The sequence below is a fragment of the Agrobacterium sp. El2ro-1b genome, from assembly GCF_048298475.1.
Lineage (GTDB): Bacteria > Pseudomonadota > Alphaproteobacteria > Rhizobiales > Rhizobiaceae > Agrobacterium > Agrobacterium fabrum.
The window spans coordinates 1,121,392-1,139,884 of the sequence record NZ_CP103458.1; the positions used below are offsets into that span (position 1 = coordinate 1,121,392).

General features: G+C 58.7%; 21 protein-coding genes and 1 tRNA gene. 4 read left to right on the forward strand and 18 right to left on the reverse strand.

Features of this window, described 5'->3' with window-relative positions; genetic code table 11:
• Nucleotides 1-9 precede the first annotated feature (9 nt).
• From NYR50_RS05565 to NYR50_RS05630, 14 genes are all read right to left on the reverse strand, one after another.
• Nucleotides 10-630, reverse strand: coding sequence for a DUF1062 domain-containing protein (locus NYR50_RS05565; RefSeq protein WP_418137029.1), 621 nt, complete (start codon nt 628-630; stop codon nt 10-12).
• A 357-nt stretch (nt 631-987) separates the two neighbouring features.
• Nucleotides 988-1,611, reverse strand: coding sequence for a cytochrome b (locus tag NYR50_RS05570; RefSeq protein ID WP_418137030.1), 624 nt, complete (start codon nt 1,609-1,611; stop codon nt 988-990).
• A gap of 3 nt (nt 1,612-1,614) precedes the next feature.
• Entirely contained in the window at nt 1,615-2,391 is a 777-nt protein-coding gene (locus tag NYR50_RS05575) for an anti-sigma factor family protein (protein WP_418137031.1), read from the reverse strand.
• Nucleotides 2,388-2,894, reverse strand: a complete 507-nt coding sequence (locus NYR50_RS05580) for a sigma-70 family RNA polymerase sigma factor (protein WP_418137032.1) — start codon at nt 2,892-2,894, stop codon at nt 2,388-2,390. The genes NYR50_RS05575 and NYR50_RS05580 overlap by 4 nt, the downstream gene beginning before the upstream one ends.
• A gap of 5 nt (nt 2,895-2,899) precedes the next feature.
• Entirely contained in the window at nt 2,900-3,289 is a 390-nt protein-coding gene (locus NYR50_RS05585; RefSeq protein ID WP_418137033.1) for a hypothetical protein, read from the reverse strand.
• Nucleotides 3,290-3,399: 110 nt separating this feature from the next.
• Nucleotides 3,400-3,966 (reverse strand): YceI family protein, encoded by a 567-nt coding sequence (locus tag NYR50_RS05590; RefSeq protein ID WP_418137034.1) that lies wholly within the window; start codon nt 3,964-3,966, stop codon nt 3,400-3,402.
• Between the two features lie 396 nt (nt 3,967-4,362).
• Complete coding sequence (locus NYR50_RS05595) at nt 4,363-6,144, reverse strand: chloride channel protein (protein ID WP_418137035.1); 1,782 nt, start codon at nt 6,142-6,144, stop codon at nt 4,363-4,365.
• Between the two features lie 99 nt (nt 6,145-6,243).
• Nucleotides 6,244-7,068 carry an MBL fold metallo-hydrolase gene (locus tag NYR50_RS05600; protein WP_418137036.1) on the reverse strand — a complete coding sequence of 275 codons (825 nt, stop codon included), beginning with the start codon at nt 7,066-7,068 and terminating at the stop codon, nt 6,244-6,246.
• A 2-nt stretch (nt 7,069-7,070) separates the two neighbouring features.
• Entirely contained in the window at nt 7,071-7,853 is a 783-nt protein-coding gene (locus NYR50_RS05605; protein WP_418137037.1) for a TatD family hydrolase, read from the reverse strand.
• Nucleotides 7,854-7,863: 10 nt separating this feature from the next.
• A complete protein-coding gene (metG, locus tag NYR50_RS05610) occupies nt 7,864-9,414 on the reverse strand; it encodes a methionine--tRNA ligase (RefSeq protein ID WP_418137038.1) in 1,551 nt (516 codons plus the stop codon).
• 111 nt (nt 9,415-9,525) lie between these two features.
• Nucleotides 9,526-10,551: a DNA polymerase III subunit delta' gene (locus NYR50_RS05615; protein WP_418137039.1), complete on the reverse strand. Its 1,026-nt coding sequence runs from the start codon at nt 10,549-10,551 to the stop codon at nt 9,526-9,528.
• Nucleotides 10,544-11,218: a dTMP kinase gene (tmk, locus tag NYR50_RS05620; protein ID WP_035216759.1), complete on the reverse strand. Its 675-nt coding sequence runs from the start codon at nt 11,216-11,218 to the stop codon at nt 10,544-10,546. Before tmk ends, NYR50_RS05615 begins: the two co-directional genes overlap by 8 nt.
• 131 nt (nt 11,219-11,349) lie before the next feature.
• On the reverse strand, nt 11,350-12,522 hold the full coding sequence (locus tag NYR50_RS05625) for a D-alanyl-D-alanine carboxypeptidase family protein (protein WP_418137040.1): 1,173 nt from the start codon (nt 12,520-12,522) through the stop codon (nt 11,350-11,352).
• Nucleotides 12,523-12,595: 73 nt separating this feature from the next.
• Nucleotides 12,596-13,684: a septal ring lytic transglycosylase RlpA family protein gene (locus NYR50_RS05630; RefSeq protein WP_418137041.1), complete on the reverse strand. Its 1,089-nt coding sequence runs from the start codon at nt 13,682-13,684 to the stop codon at nt 12,596-12,598.
• A gap of 329 nt (nt 13,685-14,013) precedes the next feature.
• On the opposite strand from NYR50_RS05630, the gene NYR50_RS05635 reads away from it, so the two are divergent.
• Complete coding sequence (locus NYR50_RS05635) at nt 14,014-14,358, forward strand: hypothetical protein (protein ID WP_010971673.1); 345 nt, start codon at nt 14,014-14,016, stop codon at nt 14,356-14,358.
• Between the two features lie 107 nt (nt 14,359-14,465).
• Here NYR50_RS05635 and NYR50_RS05640 read toward each other — a convergent pair.
• From NYR50_RS05640 to NYR50_RS05655, 4 genes are all read right to left on the reverse strand, one after another.
• Nucleotides 14,466-14,555: transfer RNA gene (locus tag NYR50_RS05640), tRNA-Ser, on the reverse strand.
• Nucleotides 14,556-14,655: 100 nt separating this feature from the next.
• On the reverse strand, nt 14,656-14,820 hold the full coding sequence (locus tag NYR50_RS05645; RefSeq protein WP_010972605.1) for a hypothetical protein: 165 nt from the start codon (nt 14,818-14,820) through the stop codon (nt 14,656-14,658).
• Nucleotides 14,821-15,149: 329 nt separating this feature from the next.
• Nucleotides 15,150-15,377, reverse strand: coding sequence for a hypothetical protein (locus NYR50_RS05650; protein WP_080808875.1), 228 nt, complete (start codon nt 15,375-15,377; stop codon nt 15,150-15,152).
• A 15-nt stretch (nt 15,378-15,392) separates the two neighbouring features.
• Nucleotides 15,393-15,656 (reverse strand): hypothetical protein, encoded by a 264-nt coding sequence (locus tag NYR50_RS05655; RefSeq protein WP_035258829.1) that lies wholly within the window; start codon nt 15,654-15,656, stop codon nt 15,393-15,395.
• Between the two features lie 137 nt (nt 15,657-15,793).
• Between NYR50_RS05655 and NYR50_RS05660 the strand changes: the two genes are divergently transcribed.
• The 3 genes from NYR50_RS05660 to NYR50_RS05670 all read left to right on the forward strand — a co-directional run bounded on the left by NYR50_RS05660 (nt 15,794) and on the right by NYR50_RS05670 (nt 18,477).
• Entirely contained in the window at nt 15,794-16,513 is a 720-nt protein-coding gene (locus NYR50_RS05660; protein ID WP_418137042.1) for a hypothetical protein, read from the forward strand.
• 138 nt (nt 16,514-16,651) lie between these two features.
• A complete protein-coding gene (locus tag NYR50_RS05665) occupies nt 16,652-18,133 on the forward strand; it encodes a D-alanyl-D-alanine carboxypeptidase (RefSeq protein ID WP_174008419.1) in 1,482 nt (493 codons plus the stop codon).
• A gap of 83 nt (nt 18,134-18,216) precedes the next feature.
• On the forward strand, nt 18,217-18,477 hold the full coding sequence (locus tag NYR50_RS05670; protein WP_174008420.1) for a hypothetical protein: 261 nt from the start codon (nt 18,217-18,219) through the stop codon (nt 18,475-18,477).
• Nucleotides 18,478-18,493 lie beyond the last annotated feature (16 nt).

Genomic DNA, 18,493 nt, shown 5'->3' on the forward strand with positions numbered 1-18,493 from the left:
GCGCCGCCCTCAGAGACCGGTCGCCGCCGGTTTCCAGAATCGCTCCCTATCAAGCCCGTCGCCGCACTCGATCACAATCCGTGTACCGTCCCTGAGACGCCGCCGCAAAAGGTCGGATTGCGCCCGTATCTGGCCACCATCATGGAGCTTCTGCAGCATCGAGCGTGAAAGCCCCAGTTCGGAGGCCAGCAGGCGATCGAGACGTATACCAGCCGGAAACGGAACCGTGAGATCGATCTCGGCCGCAGCCCAGTCGGGAGGTTCGTCCCGTATCTTTTTCTCGATATCGAAGTCCGGAAACTCGTCGATACGTTGCGACTTGCGTCTCAACGCTTCGAGGTTGAAGGTTTCGGCTCTTATCCATTGCGGATCGTTGCACTGCAGCGCCTCGAGAACAGGCGGGCTTATGTCGCGAACATTCTGCCGCTCGAAGATTGGCCGGTTCCAGCTCTTGTCGCAGATCAGGCATCTGTAGATGAGCCAGGCATCGAGTTTACGGCCGTTGGCATTGAGCCGGATCTTGCCGCTGGCCTGAAATGCCCTGAGCTCACCGCATCCGTTGCAGGCAAGCCAGGGCTGGGGCGCCGTTCGTGGCGTGATGGTCCATTGGACCCGAAGAAGATTGCACATGGTGTCTTGGTCTTCCGTCTGGAAGTCCACCAAGATGGTGCAGGAGAAAACCCTTGCGGGTACGGCGTGGCGATGTCCTGGGTGGGTGAAGAGCGAAAACAGCAGGGCTGTGCAAGGCACATTTTAACAATGCCAAACCGGTCTCTTGCCACCACCCGATGAACGTGATCATACGCCGACAGCCTGTGGCCATCCGCAATACGGGTGAAACTGGATTGAGACCGGTATTTACTTAGGCAAAGTCTACCTCGATGCGCCAATGCTCTTCGCCGGCAACGATAACAAAGGATGATCCTGAAAGGGAGTCCTCCGCGCATCCTGCGGCTGAAACAGGTTGCGCCTGCAGCTTTTACGCAACTATTCGACCGCCTCCCTATTGTCCGGAAGCGAAAGCATGCGACGAAGGGTCGGATCTCTGCGGATGAAATGGTGCCATAGCGCCGCTATCACATGAAGAAGGACGATAACGGCCGCGAGATAGGCGAGGGTGGCGTGAACGTCACTCCAGAAGGCCTCGGCTTGATCGGAGATCGTCAAGGGCAATCCCGGAACGACAACGAGATCAAAGACGTAGCTGGGGATCTGCAAGGGAGAGGTCGACGCCACCGCCCAACCGGCGAGGGGAACGGCCAGGGTCAGGAACAGCAATGCCGCATGAGCGGCCCGCGCGGCGAACCTCGAAACTGGACCTTCGCTATCGACAGCCCGCGGCTTCTTACTGAAAACCGACCAGATGCAACGCGGCACGGCCAGGGCCAGCACTACAAACCCGATCGACTTGTGATACTGGAAAAGATTAAACTGAAGCACCGGATCGATGCTGTCGCGGCTCATCAAATATCCCAATGCGAGCTGTACTACGAAAAGGATAGCGATCGTCCAATGAAACGCGATCGCCACCAGCCCAAAGGAGGAGGGCGTGTTGCGCCAGTTGCGTCCAATGGTCGGAACTCTCTCGGAATTTTCGCTAAAATCCTGCATCGGTTAACTCAGCTGCTGATAGGTGTCTTTGGCGATGGCGTCCATGCGGTCCGTCGGCAGGTTGCCGACCAGAGCGCAGCGGATCATTTCGTCGTCCCATGACACTGTCTCCAGCGAACCGACGCTGGAGCGCCGCATGGCGCTGTCGCTCGAGTCGGCCGCAGCAACGATGTAAAGCGTGATACGCTGCCCACCTTTATCTTCGTACATAAGCTGGGCGGCAGGGCCTTCGGAACCGGGCAGCACACGGCCACCAACGAGGGAGAGGCCGTGACGGGTGAGATCCGGGATGTTGATCTTACGGTCCAGCCGCTTCGAGAGCCATTTCGGCAGGTTCTGAGCATCCTCGCTATCGGCGCGGACCTCCACCGGATGCAGAACGTCGCTCGCAAAAAGCTTATGTGCCTGCGTTGCATCCGCCACGATGGAAGCAGGTTCGGCAACGTCGGATACAAGCCCGCGTCCAAACCAGCCGCCTGTCAGCCCGATGGCAAGAACAAGGACGGCTGCCGCCGCCCTGTTGCGCCAGTCAGCCCGTTCCGATCGCATGCGCCGCTCAATGCGGAATACATCGAGGCGATCGGGTACAACATTGGTGTCGAGAGGGCCATAAAGAGCCGTCAGCGTCGCATTTTGCTGCTGCCACATCTTGACCTTGCGTGCGTCGGCCGGATTGGAGGTGAGGTGGGCACGAACGGCATCGAGCCTGTCGTCTTCAAGCTGCCCGTCGACATAAGAGAGCAGATCGGCTTCGGTTATCTGTGGCTCGTTGCCGGTCATTTTATCACCTTGAGATTTGGCTGGTCTTCCTGGGTCATGCGGGCAAGCGCCGTTCGGGCTCGTCCCAGACGGGACATCAGTGTGCCAAGGGGAATTTCAAGAATATTTGCGGCTTCCGCATAAGTCAGGCCTTCGACAACGACGAGGAGCAGGGCCTCACGGTGTTCGCCGGACAGTTTTTCGATGGCGCGGGCCATTTCCGCCAGCGCGACCCGACCCATCTGCGCCGCCGGCACGACCAGTTGTTCCGTAGCATCGTCAATCGGGATTTGCTGGGGCCGGCGTTTGCTGCCGCGCAGATTGTTGCGGTAGACATTGACAAGCACCCGATATAGCCAGGGGCGCAACGGACCCTGCGGTCGCCATAGTGCCTTTTTGCGGATCGCTCTTTCCAGACAGTCCTGGACGAGATCGTCAGCCGTGTCGCGATCATGCGTCAGTGCATTCGCATAACGTCGGAGCGCTGGTATGCAACTTGTCATCTCGTCCAGAAAGTCCGGCATTGGAGTTACTCCTTGGCAACGTGCCAAACGCCGCCGACGCCATCGCCTGTAATGTCGCCGGGTTTCTTGTCCATCTGCCAGCGATAAAGCGGCTTTCCGTCATGCGACCACTGCATCGTGCCGTCCTTGCGGGCGATCGGTTTGTAGTCGCCATCCGCCTTGTCGGTTTTCAGGGCGGCGAGGGGTGGCCATTTTTTCGCGCAGCCATCATAGCAGGCCGATGAGGCGTCGCCGTCATTGTCGAAAGTATAAAGGGTCATGCCTTTGGCGTCGGTGAGGATAGTGCCCTTGGCCGTCGCCTTTTCAACCACGGCGCCACCGGCATAAGGCTCGGCAAAGGCGGCGGTGGAGGCGAGCGCCATGGCGCCGGCCAGAACGAAATGATGTGCACGCATGAGATAGTCCTTTGAGGAAACGGATCGGACACCTTGCCCGATATTGGATAAAACACCGGTCAGCGGAATTTATTCCCGCCGCGCTGATTTTTTGATGCGTCCGCGGCTTTTTATCTGACGCCCTTCAGATCGATGTCGAACGCCACCGTATTCGAATAGAGCGGTATACCGACGCCCATGCCATAGGGCAGGCGCGGGACATTGCCTGTCACATGGAAGGTAACCGATCCCTTTTGCTGTTCAACGAATGTCGCGTGAAAGGTCTCGGGTCGAGAGACGCCTCTGGCTGTCAATATGCCTTCGACCACGGCGCTGCGCGGTCCGTCCTGAACGACCCGGTTGGACCGAAACACGATTTGCGGGTAAGCGGCGATATTAAAAACCGCGCTGGATTTCAGGAAGTTTTCCACCCGCTCTTGCCCCGTCTTGACGCTGGACGGATTTAAGCTGATTTCCACGTAAGACTTGGCCGGCTGGTCCGGATCGATGTCGAACCGGCCGGATATGTCGATGATTGCGCCCTTGATTCCGGGACCGGCAACCTGGTCGATTGAAAACCCGATATGGGAGGCGGGATCGATGCGATACCGGCCGGCAGCGGACGAGAACGGGCTGGCGGACACCGGAGTGCAGGCCAGTGCCGCCATCAGGAAAGTGAGGGAGTAGCTGTATTTCACGGTGGAGGTTCCTTTGTGAGTACGTGATCGCACTCAGGAGAACACCGCAGGGAAGCATTTAATCCATGTGATTGGTGATAGATCGTCAAATCGATGCAATCCGATCAGCCACAGAGACGCGATCTATGGTGATACAATAATCGCATAAGATAGATTATGGAACTTATTCGTCTCTGAAACCCCTGGATTTGCGCGATTATCGTTCGTTCGAGCGCGCCATATATGCCGCAACTGACCGCTTAGATCGATTTCAGTGAAACGCGCTTTTCCAGTTCCTTGCGTTCACTATACCCAGAATAAATGACTGAACCGTGCATTCCCGGCAGTTTTGAAAAGGTATGAAACAGAAAAATAGCACTTATATATCAATATATAGAGAGACATTCCTAATGTAATTTAGAGTTCCCCGGAAGCCTCCCGGCGCCTCAGATCAAGCTCTTCGCTATAACGTCTCAGCGTATGGCTCTCGGTCAGCAAGCCGACGGGCCGGTTTTCGATCTTGTCGTTGACGACGACCAGCGCTTCGCTTTCCGCCGCGTCGAAGGCGGCAGCTGCCTGCCGTGCATTCATGGTCGGCAGCAAGATGTCGTTCTTGTAGTGCAGATAGGTTTCGAGGCTGATCTTGCTCGGGTCGCGGTCCATCGGATCGGCATAGATTTCCGGCACGAGCACCATACCGGCGTAACGCCCGTCATCATGGGTCATGATCACCCGCTGCGTCGAGCCGAGCGGGAACTTCTCCTTGAAGGCCGGAAGCCCCATGCTGACATTGGCCTTGCGGATGTCCGCACGCATCATCTTGCCCACAGTCAGATCGCGGATCCAGCCAATATCATGGGCGCTGCGAATACTCTCGCCGCGCAGGTGAAAACGCCAGGTGGCGAAGGAGTAACCGAAGGTGGTGCGCACCACCAGCGAGGTGGTGATGACGGCGGCCAGCACAAGCGCCGTGATCTGGAAGTCGCCGGTCAATTCCAGCGCCAGAAACGTCATCGTCAACGGCCCGCCGATAATGGCGGCGGCAAAGGCACTCATGCCGATCACGGCATAAACGATGGGAGCCGTCGAACCGTATCCGATATAGGGTGCGCAGAGCGCGAAAATCTTGCCGAGCAGCGAGCCCATGAACAGCGAGGCGAAAAACAGGCCGCCGCGGAAATTCGAGCCGATGGAAATGGCGCTGGCGGCCGCCTTCAGTACAAACAGCCCGGCCAGCCCGTAGATGGTCAGTTCGGCGTCGATGTTGAGATGCAGCGCACCATGGCCGCTCGAGAGAACCTGCGGCGAAATCAGCGCCAGCCCACCCACCGCCACGCCGCCAAGCGTGGGACGCAGCCAGCCGGGAATGGCGCTTTTGCGTGCCGTTTCCTCGATGAAGGATACCGCCTGCATCAGCACGATGCCGATGGCGGCACAGACAACACCGAGGAAGATGGCCGGCACATAATCCGCCGGCGTTACACGGCTGGCATCGACAATATCGATCGACAGGCCATGCCCGCCGATAAGCCCGATGACGGTGGTCGCCACCAGTGCAGAGACGATGAGCGGCGCCAGCGTCACCACGGTATAGGTGCCGATGATGAGTTCGATGGCGTAGAAGGCTCCGGTAAGAGGCGCGTTGAAGGCCGCAGCGATCGCACCTGCGGCGCCACAGCCGACGAGGATGCGCATGTCCCCTCGCCTCAGTTTCAGTTTGATGCCGATCTTGGAAGCGACGCCGCTGGCGATCTGCGTATAACCGGCCTCAAGCCCGACGGACGCGCCGAAACCGTTGGAAACGATGTTCTGCACGCAGACGATGATGCTGTCGGTCAGCGACAGGCGACCGCCATGCAGCGCATTCGCCTCGATCGGGTCGATCATGGGCTTCTTGCGAGTCTTCGACAGAATGAAGATGATGAGGCCAAGCAGGATGCCGCCGATGATCGGCCCGAACAGCACGATCCGCCCGGACAGGTCGCTGCTGCTCAGCCGCTCCACACCGAAGACCAAAATATGCAACGCCGTGCTCAAGGCCCCAATCAGCGCGACCAGCAGGCCCGCCGCAACGCCGATGAGAACGGCGAGCGCGACGAGACCTAGCTCGCCACGCCGGAACATGGCCCGCAGCCGACTGGCGCGCAGATTGTCGAAGAAGCTCGCCATACTCGGTGCACGGAAAGGCTTGGTCGACATGCTGTTCCTTTTCAGGCGGCGCCAAAGCGCAACGCGCCTTAATTTGTTGTTTCAAAGCACATCATGCCCAAAACCCGAATGCGGTTTTAGGAGACGTGCTCAGGGCGCTTCGATCTCAACCTCGAAACGCATCTGGTCGTAGGCCGGTTCAACATGATCCGGCGTCTCACGCATCACCGTGTCATAATCGAGCGGAATATGCATGTGGGTCAAGATCGCCCGTTTGGGTGCGAATGCCTCGATCCAACCGAGCGCCTGTTCCAGCGAAAGATGGCTGGGGTGATATCGATACTGCAAGGCATCGATCACGAGCGCATCGAGGCCGGTAAGCTTGGGCACGCTTTCCGCCGGAAAATCGCTGACATCGGTGCAATAGGCAACGTCGCCTATGCGAAAACCAAGCGAATGCACGTCGCCATGCTGCTGCATATGCACCTTAAAGGGGATCGGCCCGCCTGCCCCGTCGATGATAACAGGGTCGTTGATATCGGCGATAAGCTGCGGCCTGACGATCGGCGGATAGTTGCTGCCCGCCGGCGTCTCCAGGCAATAGGCAAAACCGTCGCGGATACGCGCCATGGTGACGGGATCGGCCCAGATCGGAATACGGTGTTTCTGAAGAGCGAAATAGATGCGCAGATCATCGATGCCGTGCAGATGGTCGGCATGGGCATGGGTGTAAAGCACGGCATCGACGGCTTCCACCTTCGCGGCAATCATCTGCTCGCGAAAATCCGGGCCGGTGTCGATGACGACGGTGGTCTTACCACCGTCAGGGCCGATCTGCTCGACCATGAAGGCCGCGCGCGTGCGCCTGTTCCTGGGGTTTTGAGGATCGCAGGCACCCCAGTCGCCGTTGATGCGCGGCACGCCGGGCGACGACGCGCAACCGAGAACCGTGAAGCGACGACGGTAGATTGCCACACCTACACCCTTGTCATCTTGGAAAAGCAACGGAAGGCGTTTTCGGTGGTGATTTCGGCCATATGCTCGAATGAAACACCATGCACTTCGGCCAGAACTTCCGCGGTGTTGACCACATAAGAGGGCTCGTTGCGTTTCCCCCGCCAACGCTTCGGCGCAAGATAGGGCGCGTCGGTTTCAACAAGCAGCCTGTCCAGCGGCACGGTGGCGGCAATATCGCGGATATCCTGCGACTTCGGGAAGGTCAGGATGCCGGAAAAAGACACGTAACCGCCAAGCTCGACGCCCGCTTTCGCCAGCTCCAGACCGGCGGAAAAGCAGTGCAGGATGAAGGGAAATGCGCCCTTCCCGCTTTCGGCGCGCAGGATAGCGGCCATATCGTCATCGGCGCTGCGGCTGTGGATGACGAGCGGCAGCTTCGTTCTTCTTGCGGCCTCTATGTGGCGAATAAGGCCGGTCTTCTGGTCTTCCGGCTTTTGCGTATCGTAGAAATAATCCAGACCCGCCTCACCGATCGCCACGATCTTGTCGTGGCTCTCCGCCAGTCGCACAAGCTCGTCGGCGGAAATGTCTAGTTCCTCGTCGGCATTGTTCGGATGTGTGCCGACCGAGCAGAAAACCGAGGGATAGTGTTCCGCGATCTTCAAAAGCTCCGGCAGACGGCGCACCCGGGTCGAGATCGTCACCATCTGGCTCACACCCGAGGCGTGGGCACGAGCGATGATATCGTCGCGCTCCGCCTCGAAATCGGGAAAATCCAGATGGCAATGGGTATCGATCAGCATGGTCTTGCCTTCACGCTTCCGGGGCGACGTAACGCGGGAAGACCGGCTTCGGCGCTTCGAGCGGTGTGCCTGGAACCAGACGTCCGGCCTCGCCAAGCGCTGTGAAATCTCTGCCGTCGGCAGGCGCCGCAACGAGATCGAGCAGCTTGTCGCAGGACTGAGGCATGAAGGGCTGCAGCAGGATGCCGATCTGGCGCACCACTTCGGCCGTCACGTAAAGCACGGTGCCCATGCGCTCCGGATCGGTCTTTTTCAGCGCCCACGGCTCCTGCGACGCGAAATAACGGTCGGTGTCCGAAACGATGGCGATGATGGCGGCAAGCGCACGATGAATGAGCTGTTTGCCCATTTCCTCGCGGCAGACCGCAAGCAGCCCGTCGGCGGAGCCAAGCATCGCTTTGTCTTCATCGTTGAATGCGCCGGGCGTCGGGATCTGACCGTCGCAATTCTTGACGATCATCGACAGCGAACGGCTGGCCAGATTGCCGATGCCATTGGCGAGATCGGCATTGATGCGGGTGGCGATGCCCTCTTCGCTATAGCTGCCATCCTGCCCGAAAGAGACTTCGCGCATGAAGAAATAACGAACCGGATCGAGGCCGAAATGGGCAACCAGATTGGCCGGGTCGACGACGTTGCCGAGCGACTTCGACATCTTCTCGCCCTTGTTGAGCAGGAAGCCATGCGCATAAACCCGCTTGGGCAGCGGCAGCTTGGCGCTCATCAGGAAGGCCGGCCAGTAGACCGCGTGGAAGCGGATGATGTCCTTGCCGATAATGTGCACGTCGGCAGGCCAATATTTGGCGCGGGGACCGTTCCTGTCCTCGATATAGCCGGTCGCGGTAATGTAGTTGGTCAGCGCGTCAACCCAGACATACATGACATGCTTGGGATCATCAGGAACCTTGATGCCCCAGTCAAAGGTGGTGCGGGAAATCGACAGGTCCTTCAGGCCGGATTTGACAAACGAGATGATCTCGTTGCGACGCTCGGCCGGACCGATGAAGTCAGGGTTCTCCTCGTAGAGCTTCAGGAGTTTATCCTGATATTCGGAGAGCTTGAAGAAGTAGCTTTCCTCTTCCACCCATTCGACCGGCGTGCCCTGCGGCCCGTAACGGACACCATCGGCGCGTACTTCCGTCTCGTCCTCGGCGTAATAGGCCTCATCGCGCACGGAATACCAGCCGGCATAGCTGTCCTTGTAGATGTCGCCGCTATCGGCCATCAGGTTCCAGATATTGCGCGAGGTCTCGTGGTGACGCTCTTCCGTGGTGCGGATGAAATCGTCGTTCGAGGCGTTTAGCAGCTTGCCCATTTCACGGAACTGGTCGGAATTGCGCTGCGCAAGTTCTTCCGGCGAAATGCCTTCCGCCCTTGCCGTCTGCTGCATCTTCTGGCCGTGTTCGTCCGTGCCGGTCAGGAAGAAAACATCCATTCCGTCCAGGCGCTGAAAACGTGCCATGGCATCCGTCGCAATCAACTCATAGGCATGGCCGATATGCGGCTTGCCGTTGGGGTAGGAGATCGCGGTGGTGATGTAGAATGGTGTCTTGTCTGTCATGACGGTCTATCGACTTTACAGGCTGTTTTTTGGATAGACCGCTCTTAAACCATTGTTCGCAGCAGCGAAACAACAACTTCCCCATTTTGGGTATGATTCATATCGCGGCGCCTAAACCGAACGGATATCTTCCAGAATGGAAAGCACCATCTGCTTCTTGTCGAGATTATAGGCCTGCGCCACGGTGATGCGTTCCAAAAGCGTCGAGGAAAGCCGCGCATGTTTTTCCGCCGCCGCGATATCGCCCGCCATTGCCGCCACCCGGGCCCGTTCCATTAGCTCTTCCGTCACATGCTCCATGAAGAAGCCGAGAACGATGTCGCCGTCCTTCTGCGCCAGAACCTCGGCAAGCTTGTGCATCTTCTTGCGGGCGCCCGGCCCTTCCGCAGACATCACCTCGGCAAAGGCCTCGACAATGTCGGAACCGCCGTAATTCATCAGCTTCAACGCCTGCGCGACACTGCCCTTGGACGCCGCAAGCAGGGCGTCGCGCTTTTCGCCTTCAGGACTGATGTCGAGTTGATCGAGCGCTTGCACCATCGCCGCATCGGAAAGCGGCAGGAGCCGTAGCGGCATGCAGCGCGAGCGGATAGTCGGCAGCAATTTTCCCGGTGCATGTGAAAGCACGAGGAACATCGCCCGTTTCGGCGGCTCCTCCAGAATTTTCAGGATGGCATTAGCGGCGTTGCGGTTGAGATCGTCGGCCGGGTCGATGATGACGATACGCCAGTTGCCGGTGCCCGAGGTCTGCGAAAAGAAATGCCCTGCACGCCGCACCTCATCCACCGTGATCGCGGATTTGACGCGACCGGTCTTCTCATCCACCGGACGGGTGAGATGCAGGAGATTGTGCGAGGCGCCGGCAGTGATCTGCCGGCTGACGAGCGATTGCGGATCGGGGTCAGCAATGAAATCCGGTGCGGATGCGGGATCGGGGTGGGTCAGCACATGATTGGCGAACCGGAAGGCGAGCGTCGCCTTGCCGATGCCCTCCGGTCCTTCGATCAGAATGGCGTGGTGACCTTTGCCGGAGCGATAGGATTGCGCAAGGAACGCCTCCGCCTCTTCATGCCCGAAAAGCTTCGTGTTCTGCTGCGGCGCAATCGCGCCGTCGAGAACGCCCTGAACCTCACTCATGCGCCGCGTCCGCTGCGTTTCCCGCACGCTCGAGCAATGGCTCAACGAACGACATGACGTCTTCCGTGACCTTGTCTTCCGGCTGGTCGGCATTGACGATACGGCACCGACGCGGTTCGGCCAGCGCAATATCCAGATAGGCCTCGCGCCGCTTCTCGTGGGTCTCGATTTCCTCTTTTTCGAAGCGGTCGGGGGTTGCGCCCTCATCCGCACGTTTTCTGGCGCGCGCGAGACCCTTTTCGGCAGCGATATCGAAGATCAGGGTCAGCTCGGGCACGACGCCATCGATGGCTATCCTTTGCAGCGTCTCAATGAAATCAGGCTCCAGATTGCCGGTCGTGCCCTGATAGACACGCGAGGAATCGAGAAAGCGGTCGCAAAGCACGATCTCACCGCGCGCAAGCGCCGGGCGAATGACCTCTTCGACATGGTCGTTACGCGCCGCCGCAAACAGGATCGCCTCCATCCGCACGCCGAACGATTCGGCCGCACCTGACAGAATAACGTGTCGGACCGCCTCTGCGCCTGGCGAACCACCCGGCTCACGCGTGACGACCACCTCGAAACCACGGCCGCGAAGCGCCTCGGCAAGCGTGCGAATCTGCGTCGACTTGCCAGCGCCTTCGCCGCCCTCGAAGCTGATGAACAATCCGGTCTTTTCGGCCAATGTCTCGTCCTGCACGGGTTTCCTGAAATTCGAAATGCCTGTTTACAGCATCGAAGCGAAATGTGTGAAGCGCTTTTGAGAAAAACCAGTGCGTGAACAAAAGCATAGGAATAAGGCGGCGAAAATGGCCACTACAGCCAGAAGAGGAGCAATTCCTTCAGCGCGCCCGTCGCATTCTGGGTGAGCGAACCCTTGCCCACCGCCGTCTTCGTATAAAGCGGCACTTCACGCAGCAGCCGTTCGCCCGAAAATATCTTGAGTGTTCCAGCGTTCGCGCCGACATCCAGCGGCGCATTCAGCGGCCAGCGATAGACGATACGGCCGGCAATGCGATCCGGATTATTGACCGGCACCAGCACGCTGACATCTTCCTTCGGTGAAAGATCGATATGCGAGACATCGCCGCCATAAACGCTGACGGCGCCGACGGCTTCATCCTTGCTGAAAAGATGGCGTTTTTCGAAAGCCGTCAGGCCCCAGTCCACCACCCGGTGGGCTTCTTCCTGTCGCGTCTTGTCATCGGCAATGCCTGCAAGCGCCAGATAGACGCGACGCCCTTCCCGTTCGGCCGAAACGACAGCTGCAAAACCGCTGCCTTCCGCAAAACCGAGACCGAGACCATCTATGCCGCTGCCCGGCATCAACAGCGTGTTCTTGTTGCGCTGGAAAATCCGGTTCCACTCGAAGTCGGGCTTGGTGAAAAGCGCGTAGCGATCGGGATAGGTGTCGTGCAGATGCTGGGCGAGACGCACCATATCCCTGGCGGTCGTCCGGTTGCCGGGATCGGGAAGTCCCGTGGAATTGGAAAATATGCTGCGGTTCATGCCAAGTTCGCCCGCCCGCGCCGTCATGCGCTTGGCGAAAGCGGCATCCGAGCCGGCCATGCCTTCAGCCACGATAATGCAGCCGTCATTGGCATTCTGCACGATGATGCCGGTCAAGAGATCGTTGATGCCGACGGAGGATTTCAGGGCCGCAAACATGGTGGAGGTGCGCGAGGGAGCGCCGCCCGTGCGCCATGCATATTCCGAGACCGGATAGGCGGTCTCCGGCGTCACCTGCCCTTTGGAGAGCGCATCAAGCACCACTTCCACCGTCATCAGCTTGGCAAGCGATGCTGGCGGAAAGGACTGATCTTCATTTTGCGAAAGAAGCACCGTGCCGGTTTCGGCATCGATCATATAGGCCTGTTCAGCCTTGGCGATGAAAGGGGCTGTCTGCGCTTGCGCCGCGCCCGCACTGAAAAATGCAAAGGCGACCACAATGATGGCCGACCGGTAAGAGCGATGTATGGCCTTGCGCATGAAACCGCCCAGTCCTGCGTGCTGCAACCGGCTGCACGCCATGAAAGCGAAAGGCAGCCTTACTCTCAATTCGTCAGCGAGACTTCGCCTGCTGACGCTTCACATGGGCGAGTATCGATTGCTCGTTGAGCGCACCACGGTCGACGAGCACACTGTCGAAGGCACGCACGGACTTCGAAACCGTAGCTGATTCTTCGGAATAGGCCGCCGAATATTTGGAGGACGGCGTTGGCACGCGCAGATAATTTCCGCCGGGCGCTGCCGGCTCACGCATGAAATTGCCCTCCGGTCGCTCGGCCAGGAATGGGCCGATTTCCGGCAGGATAACAAACTGTTCGAAAGCCGGCTGGACGCCGTTGACGAGTGGCATGGCCTGAAGTGCGGCATTCTTCTTGGAGCCAACCAGCGCCATCTGCGTGGAGCCGCCATAATTCGGGTTAGACGCCGGCGCAGGCACGAAGTTCGGCGAAGCTGAAGCGACCATCACGCCCGTTGCAATCTGCCCTTCCGGCGCCACGCCCGGCGAGCGCGAACCCTTCGGAATATAGGAGGCCATCAGATAGGGCATGTCGTGACCGTCAAGCGGCGCACGGCCGGCATATTGCACACGCACATTCGCCGTACCTGTCGCCTTCATGTCGAGAAGATCGGCGGTCTTGCTGGAAACGTCGATCAGGCGACCTTCATGAAAAGGTCCGCGATCGTTGACGCGTACCAGCACCGACGCGCCATTTTCCATGTTGGTGATGCGCGCATAGCTCGGCAGGGGAAATGTCGGATGTGCGGCGGAAAGATGTTCTTTATCGTAAACTTCGCCATTCGCCGTCAGGCGGCCGTGGAAGGCGGAACCGTACCAGGAGGCGAGACCGGTCTTGTTGTAACCCGGCTCTTCTTTCGGAAAATAACGGCGGCCCTTGACCGTGTAGGCATTGCCGACCAGCTCTCGTCCGCCGCCCTTGGGAATGCTCTTCCCATCGGCCACACGCGGGCTGGCTTTGACGCCATATTCCGATTCCGAGAAATATTCCTTGCTGCGCTTGGGCTTAGGCTTTGTCTCAGAGGTTGTGGAACACGAAGCTGTCGCGGCGCAAAGCACGGAAATTGCAAGCCACTTCGCACCCGATCTGGTGCTGATGCCGAGTTTCTTGACCGTAGATTTCAAATCGTCTGCCCCACGCTTATTGGCCCACGCTTATTGGCTTGGAGAACCGCACCCTCACTTGCCTCGATAAATTACCCCTGCCATCGAAGCACCTAACAGTCGCTTAATCTTGTGCATAACGTGGCGAAAATGCGAACGACTTCTGCAAATTCGATAAAATTGTAACGAACGTGGTTAATGATTTCTATCCTTTCGGCCCGCTCTTGGGGTGCGATCTAACCGCCCCCGCCGTCTCTTCCCGGCCTATATGCAAGGAAAAAATGGATGACGACGGCGTTTTCTCCCCGCAAACAAACGAGCTTCCGCCGGTTTCGGCTGAGGGAGGAAACATGATCAAGTTTATGAAAACCACAGGCCTGGCAATCGGCCTCGCCTTCGCATCCTTCGCCGCAACGGTACCCGCGGGGGCGCAGGACATGGAGCTCAGAATCGGGCCGGACGGCGTTCGCCCTGTCATCCGCGATCGTGATCGGGACCGGGACATGGACCGCCGGGGTTCTCCCCGTATGCGCGGCTGTAGCGAACGCGAAGCGCGCGCCGCCGCCCGGGAAGCCGGACTGCGCGATCCCGAAGTCGTGCGCGTCACCCCCGGCCGTGTCGTGGTCGAAGGGTTCACGCGCCGCGGCCAGGATCGCATCACATTCGCAAACGAACGGGGCTGCCCGGAAATCTGATGATATCAATCACCGCATGGAACCCGCCGGAAGGCGGGTTTCTCGTCATGCCGATTTTTAGCCATCCCAAATCCTGACGACACGTCGGAATCATTGTTTTGGCTGAATGGCAGATGGGGTGGGATTCGAACCCACGGTACGCTCTCACGCACGCCGGTTTTCAAGACCGGTTCCTTAAACCACTCGGACACCCATCCTTCGGTGGTGAGGCTTTATAGCGTTTTGAAAATGGCCGTCAATCCCGCTACTTCAAGCGGATGCCTCTCTGCACTTTCCCTGCCAGGATCCCCTTGCGGATCATTGTCCGGGCGTGGTTCCAGAAGGCAGCAGCGAGCCTTCCCCGGAAGGAACATTGGGAACCTGCTGCGCTGAATCAAACAGTGTCAGGCTGAGAACGATTGCGACAAGCACCAGCAAAAGCGCCACGAAGAGGATTCCCGATTTATCCATACGTTTGCTCATGTCACGTTATGTTAAAGGCGAATATGTGCAATTCGAGGCAATGCAAAGAATAAAGCAAAAGTCTGTCAAGTTGTCTTACAGATTCACATAACTCATCGTTCAAAAATCTGCATATTGAGCGAAATTTATGCATAGGCGTACTGTTTGGGACGGAAATGACCTATCGCGTCAGCACTATTGTCACTTATATCAAGCCATCGCTCCCGGGCATTGCCCAACTTTCCCCGAGCGATCAACCTGCCCCGCCCGTTTGCGGGGCTTTTTTCTTTTATGGTCACGCAAGAGGAAAAGCAGCCAAAAGGCCAGCGCCGCGCTATAACGTCTTTGCCTCAAACGCCGATGCCTGGTCCGCCATTGCCGTGCCGGCCGTCGCCCCTGAGAATATCCTCGAACAGGTTGAGCAGCGCCGGCGGCAGGGTGTCGGAGAATTCCGCAATGATCTCGCTGGCGCGATTATAGGAATAGATGGCCGAGAGAGTCAGAACCAGAAGCACGATCCAGGGCCAGATCGGCTTGCGCCTTTGCGGGCCACCGCTCTGTTGTTGCGGTAAAGTCATCCTACCACCTCCCGTTCAGGCCTTCACGCGCGGTTCGCCTCCAGGCGCATAGGCGGTTTTCTGCTGAAAGCGGAATATGTTGCCACATTGGGCGCAGCGGATCATGAAATCCGTCGGATCGCCCGAGGCGCGTTCCGTGCGAAATCCCCTCGGCATGTCATCGATGCGAAAATCCACGTCCCGGCGGCTCTTGTCATCCGATTCCGACGCCTCGGCAAAACCCTGATGACCACATTTGGAACATTCGAGCTTTCGGGAATATCTGTCGCGCGCTGCCATCTGCCGTCCTTTGTTTGGTTGGTATCAGGTAGCAGCGGCAAAACGTCATTTCAATGCCGGCCGCCTCGGGTTAAAGCTTTGTACGGCTATTTTCCGTCTGGAAAATCATCCGGCGGCCGGAACGAATATGGAAGCCCATGCACAACCAAAGACCCCTGCTTTCATCGTCTCTCGTGCGCCGCGCAGCCCTCATTGCCGGAATTCTTCTCATCATCCTCGCCGCCCTCAATGTCGGCATCAAATGGTATGGCGAGCGGATCCTCAAAGCGGGACATGTGACCGATACCGATGAGGTGGCGATCACCATCGGCAACGATCGGCTGAAACTCGCCAAGAACACGCTGCGAACGCCTTTAGAGAGACAGGGCGGCGAAAGCGAACGGGTCGACCTCTATCTCACCTGGCCTGACCTCAAAGGATATGAGGAGGCGAATCGCGCGATCTTCGACGATCCCGCCCAGGCGGCGCGGCTGATCTTCGTCAAGCTCTCGCAAAGCACCATGTCGGAAGATATGTCCGGCCGTTTCGGGCCGATCTATTCACGGCTGACCGAAGGCGACCCCGTGCCGCTGAAACACGGCCTCCTGCTGCATCGCCTGCGCGCCGATTCCGGCTATGGCAAGGAAGTCATCCTGGCCGGCGAACGTGAAAACGACGATACCTTTGTGGCGCGCTGCCTCCTGCCGCAGCCACCGCAGGAAGGAACGGGCAGCGACTGTCAGAGGGACATCCATATCGGCCAGGACCTCAGCCTGTTCTACCGTTTCTCGGCCAATCTTCTGCCGCAATGGCAAAAGCTTGATGCGGATGTGAAAAACTATATCGCGCAACGCCTCGTAAAAGACGGAAAGCCGTGACACGGCACGGCACAGATTGGGTGCGAAAAGTCGCATTTTATGGAAGGCGGATACCTTTCATAAACCACTTGGTAACGCCATCCCGATAAAGTTTCTTCCCGGAGCATCGGGCGGGGCGTGTCCGAGCGGAACAGAAATATGCGATTGAAGAGTTCAGCAGTGTTGAAAAGTCTATCTGGAGCACATTCGCGCAAAGCGGGTGCAACGTCTTTCGTGAGGTTTGTTGCATTGACCCTTGCTGCGGCGTTCATAGCCGCAACATCCGTTCAGACCGCAAAGGCCGACCCGAAATATGCGGGTATCGTCATCGACGCAAAGTCTGGCAAGGTCCTGTATGGTGAGGATCCTGACGGTCTGCGTTATCCGGCATCGTTGACGAAGATGATGACGCTTTATCTGACATTCGAGGCGCTCAACAGCGGACGTATTTCGCTTGATTCCAGGGTGACTGTTTCGGCCAATGCCGCCAAGGAGCCGCCGTCGAAGCTCGGCGTGCGCGCCGGCGGCAGCGTTACCGTGGAACAGGCTATCCTTGCCCTCGTTACCCGGTCCGCAAACGATATGGCGACCGCGCTCGGCGAACATCTCGGCGGCTCGGAAGACCGTTTTGCCAGAATGATGACAGCAAAGGCCCGTGCACTTGGCATGACCCGCACGACCTATCGCAATGCCAACGGCCTGCCCAACACGGCGCAGATGACGACGGCACGCGACCAGGCCCGTCTCGGCATCGCGCTTCGCCAGCATTTCCCGCAATATTACGGCTATTTCAACACCCGAACCTTCAATTTCGGCAAGCAGGTGATTGGCAATCACAATCGCCTCGTCGGAACCGTGAAGGGCGTGGATGGCATCAAGACCGGTTATACCCGCGCAGCTGGCAGCAATCTGGCGACATCAGCGCAGCTTGATGGCCGCTCTATCGTCGCCGTCGTTCTCGGCGGACGCTCCAGCGCTGCCCGTGACGCCACCATGCGCAAGCTCGTCGCAACCTATCTGCCGCAGGCATCGCGCGGCGGCAACAGCAACCTGATCGCACAGACGCGGCCTGCCCCGGTCGAAGAACCCGTTACCGTTGCGGCAGCCGTTCCTTCTCCTTCCGTGGCCGTCGCAGCGACCGATTCCGGCCTGCCCAACGCCGGACCGGTGCCGCAGGCCCGCTACGAAGAAGCACCTGTCACAGCCTTTGCAGGCTCTTCTTCCAATGCCGCCGTCAAGGCCATGGAAGCCGCCACCTGGCAGAAGGGCAAGGATCCGATCGTTCGCGCACCGGTCGCTCCCGATCGTAATCTGATCACCAACTCGACCAAGTTGGACAATATCGTCACGGCATCTACCGCACCTTCCGTCTCCCCCAGGGCAGAGGCGCCGCAGGGTGGCTGGGTCATCCAGATCGGCGCATCGCCGGACGAAAACTCCGCCCGTGGCCTGCTGCAGAACGCGCAGGAAAAAGGCGGCGCGGCACTGCGCTCCGCAAAACCATTCACGGTTGCCTTCAGCAAGGACGGCTCCCAGATCTACCGCGCCCGTTTCGGCGGCTTTGATGGCCAGAACGCTGCGGTAAATGCATGCAACGCATTGAAAAAGAAAGGCGTCAGCTGCTGGGCGTCACTCCAGTAACAGATGTTTCCGCAGGCGGTGCTTCATGGTCGAAACATCGCCTGTCTCCTCGAATTGTGTAATGAGTAGCGAGGCTTTCCAAGATGGCAGTCAACGAGAATTATTCGGACATTGCGTCTGGCAACGGGCATGGCAGCCAGTCGGTTCTGCATCCCATCCACGAGGCGGCAATGCGTATCGCCGATCTCGGTCTCAACCGTTCCAAGGCAAAGACGCGTGATCTCGTCAGCCTGCTTCTGTCGCACGGTGCCCGCGCCTGGCGCGCCAACCAGCCGGAAGCCCGAATCCACCTTCATGTCGCCCGCCGCTCGGGCCGCGCACCAATCCATATCCGCATCCGGTAACGAACCGGACGTAGCA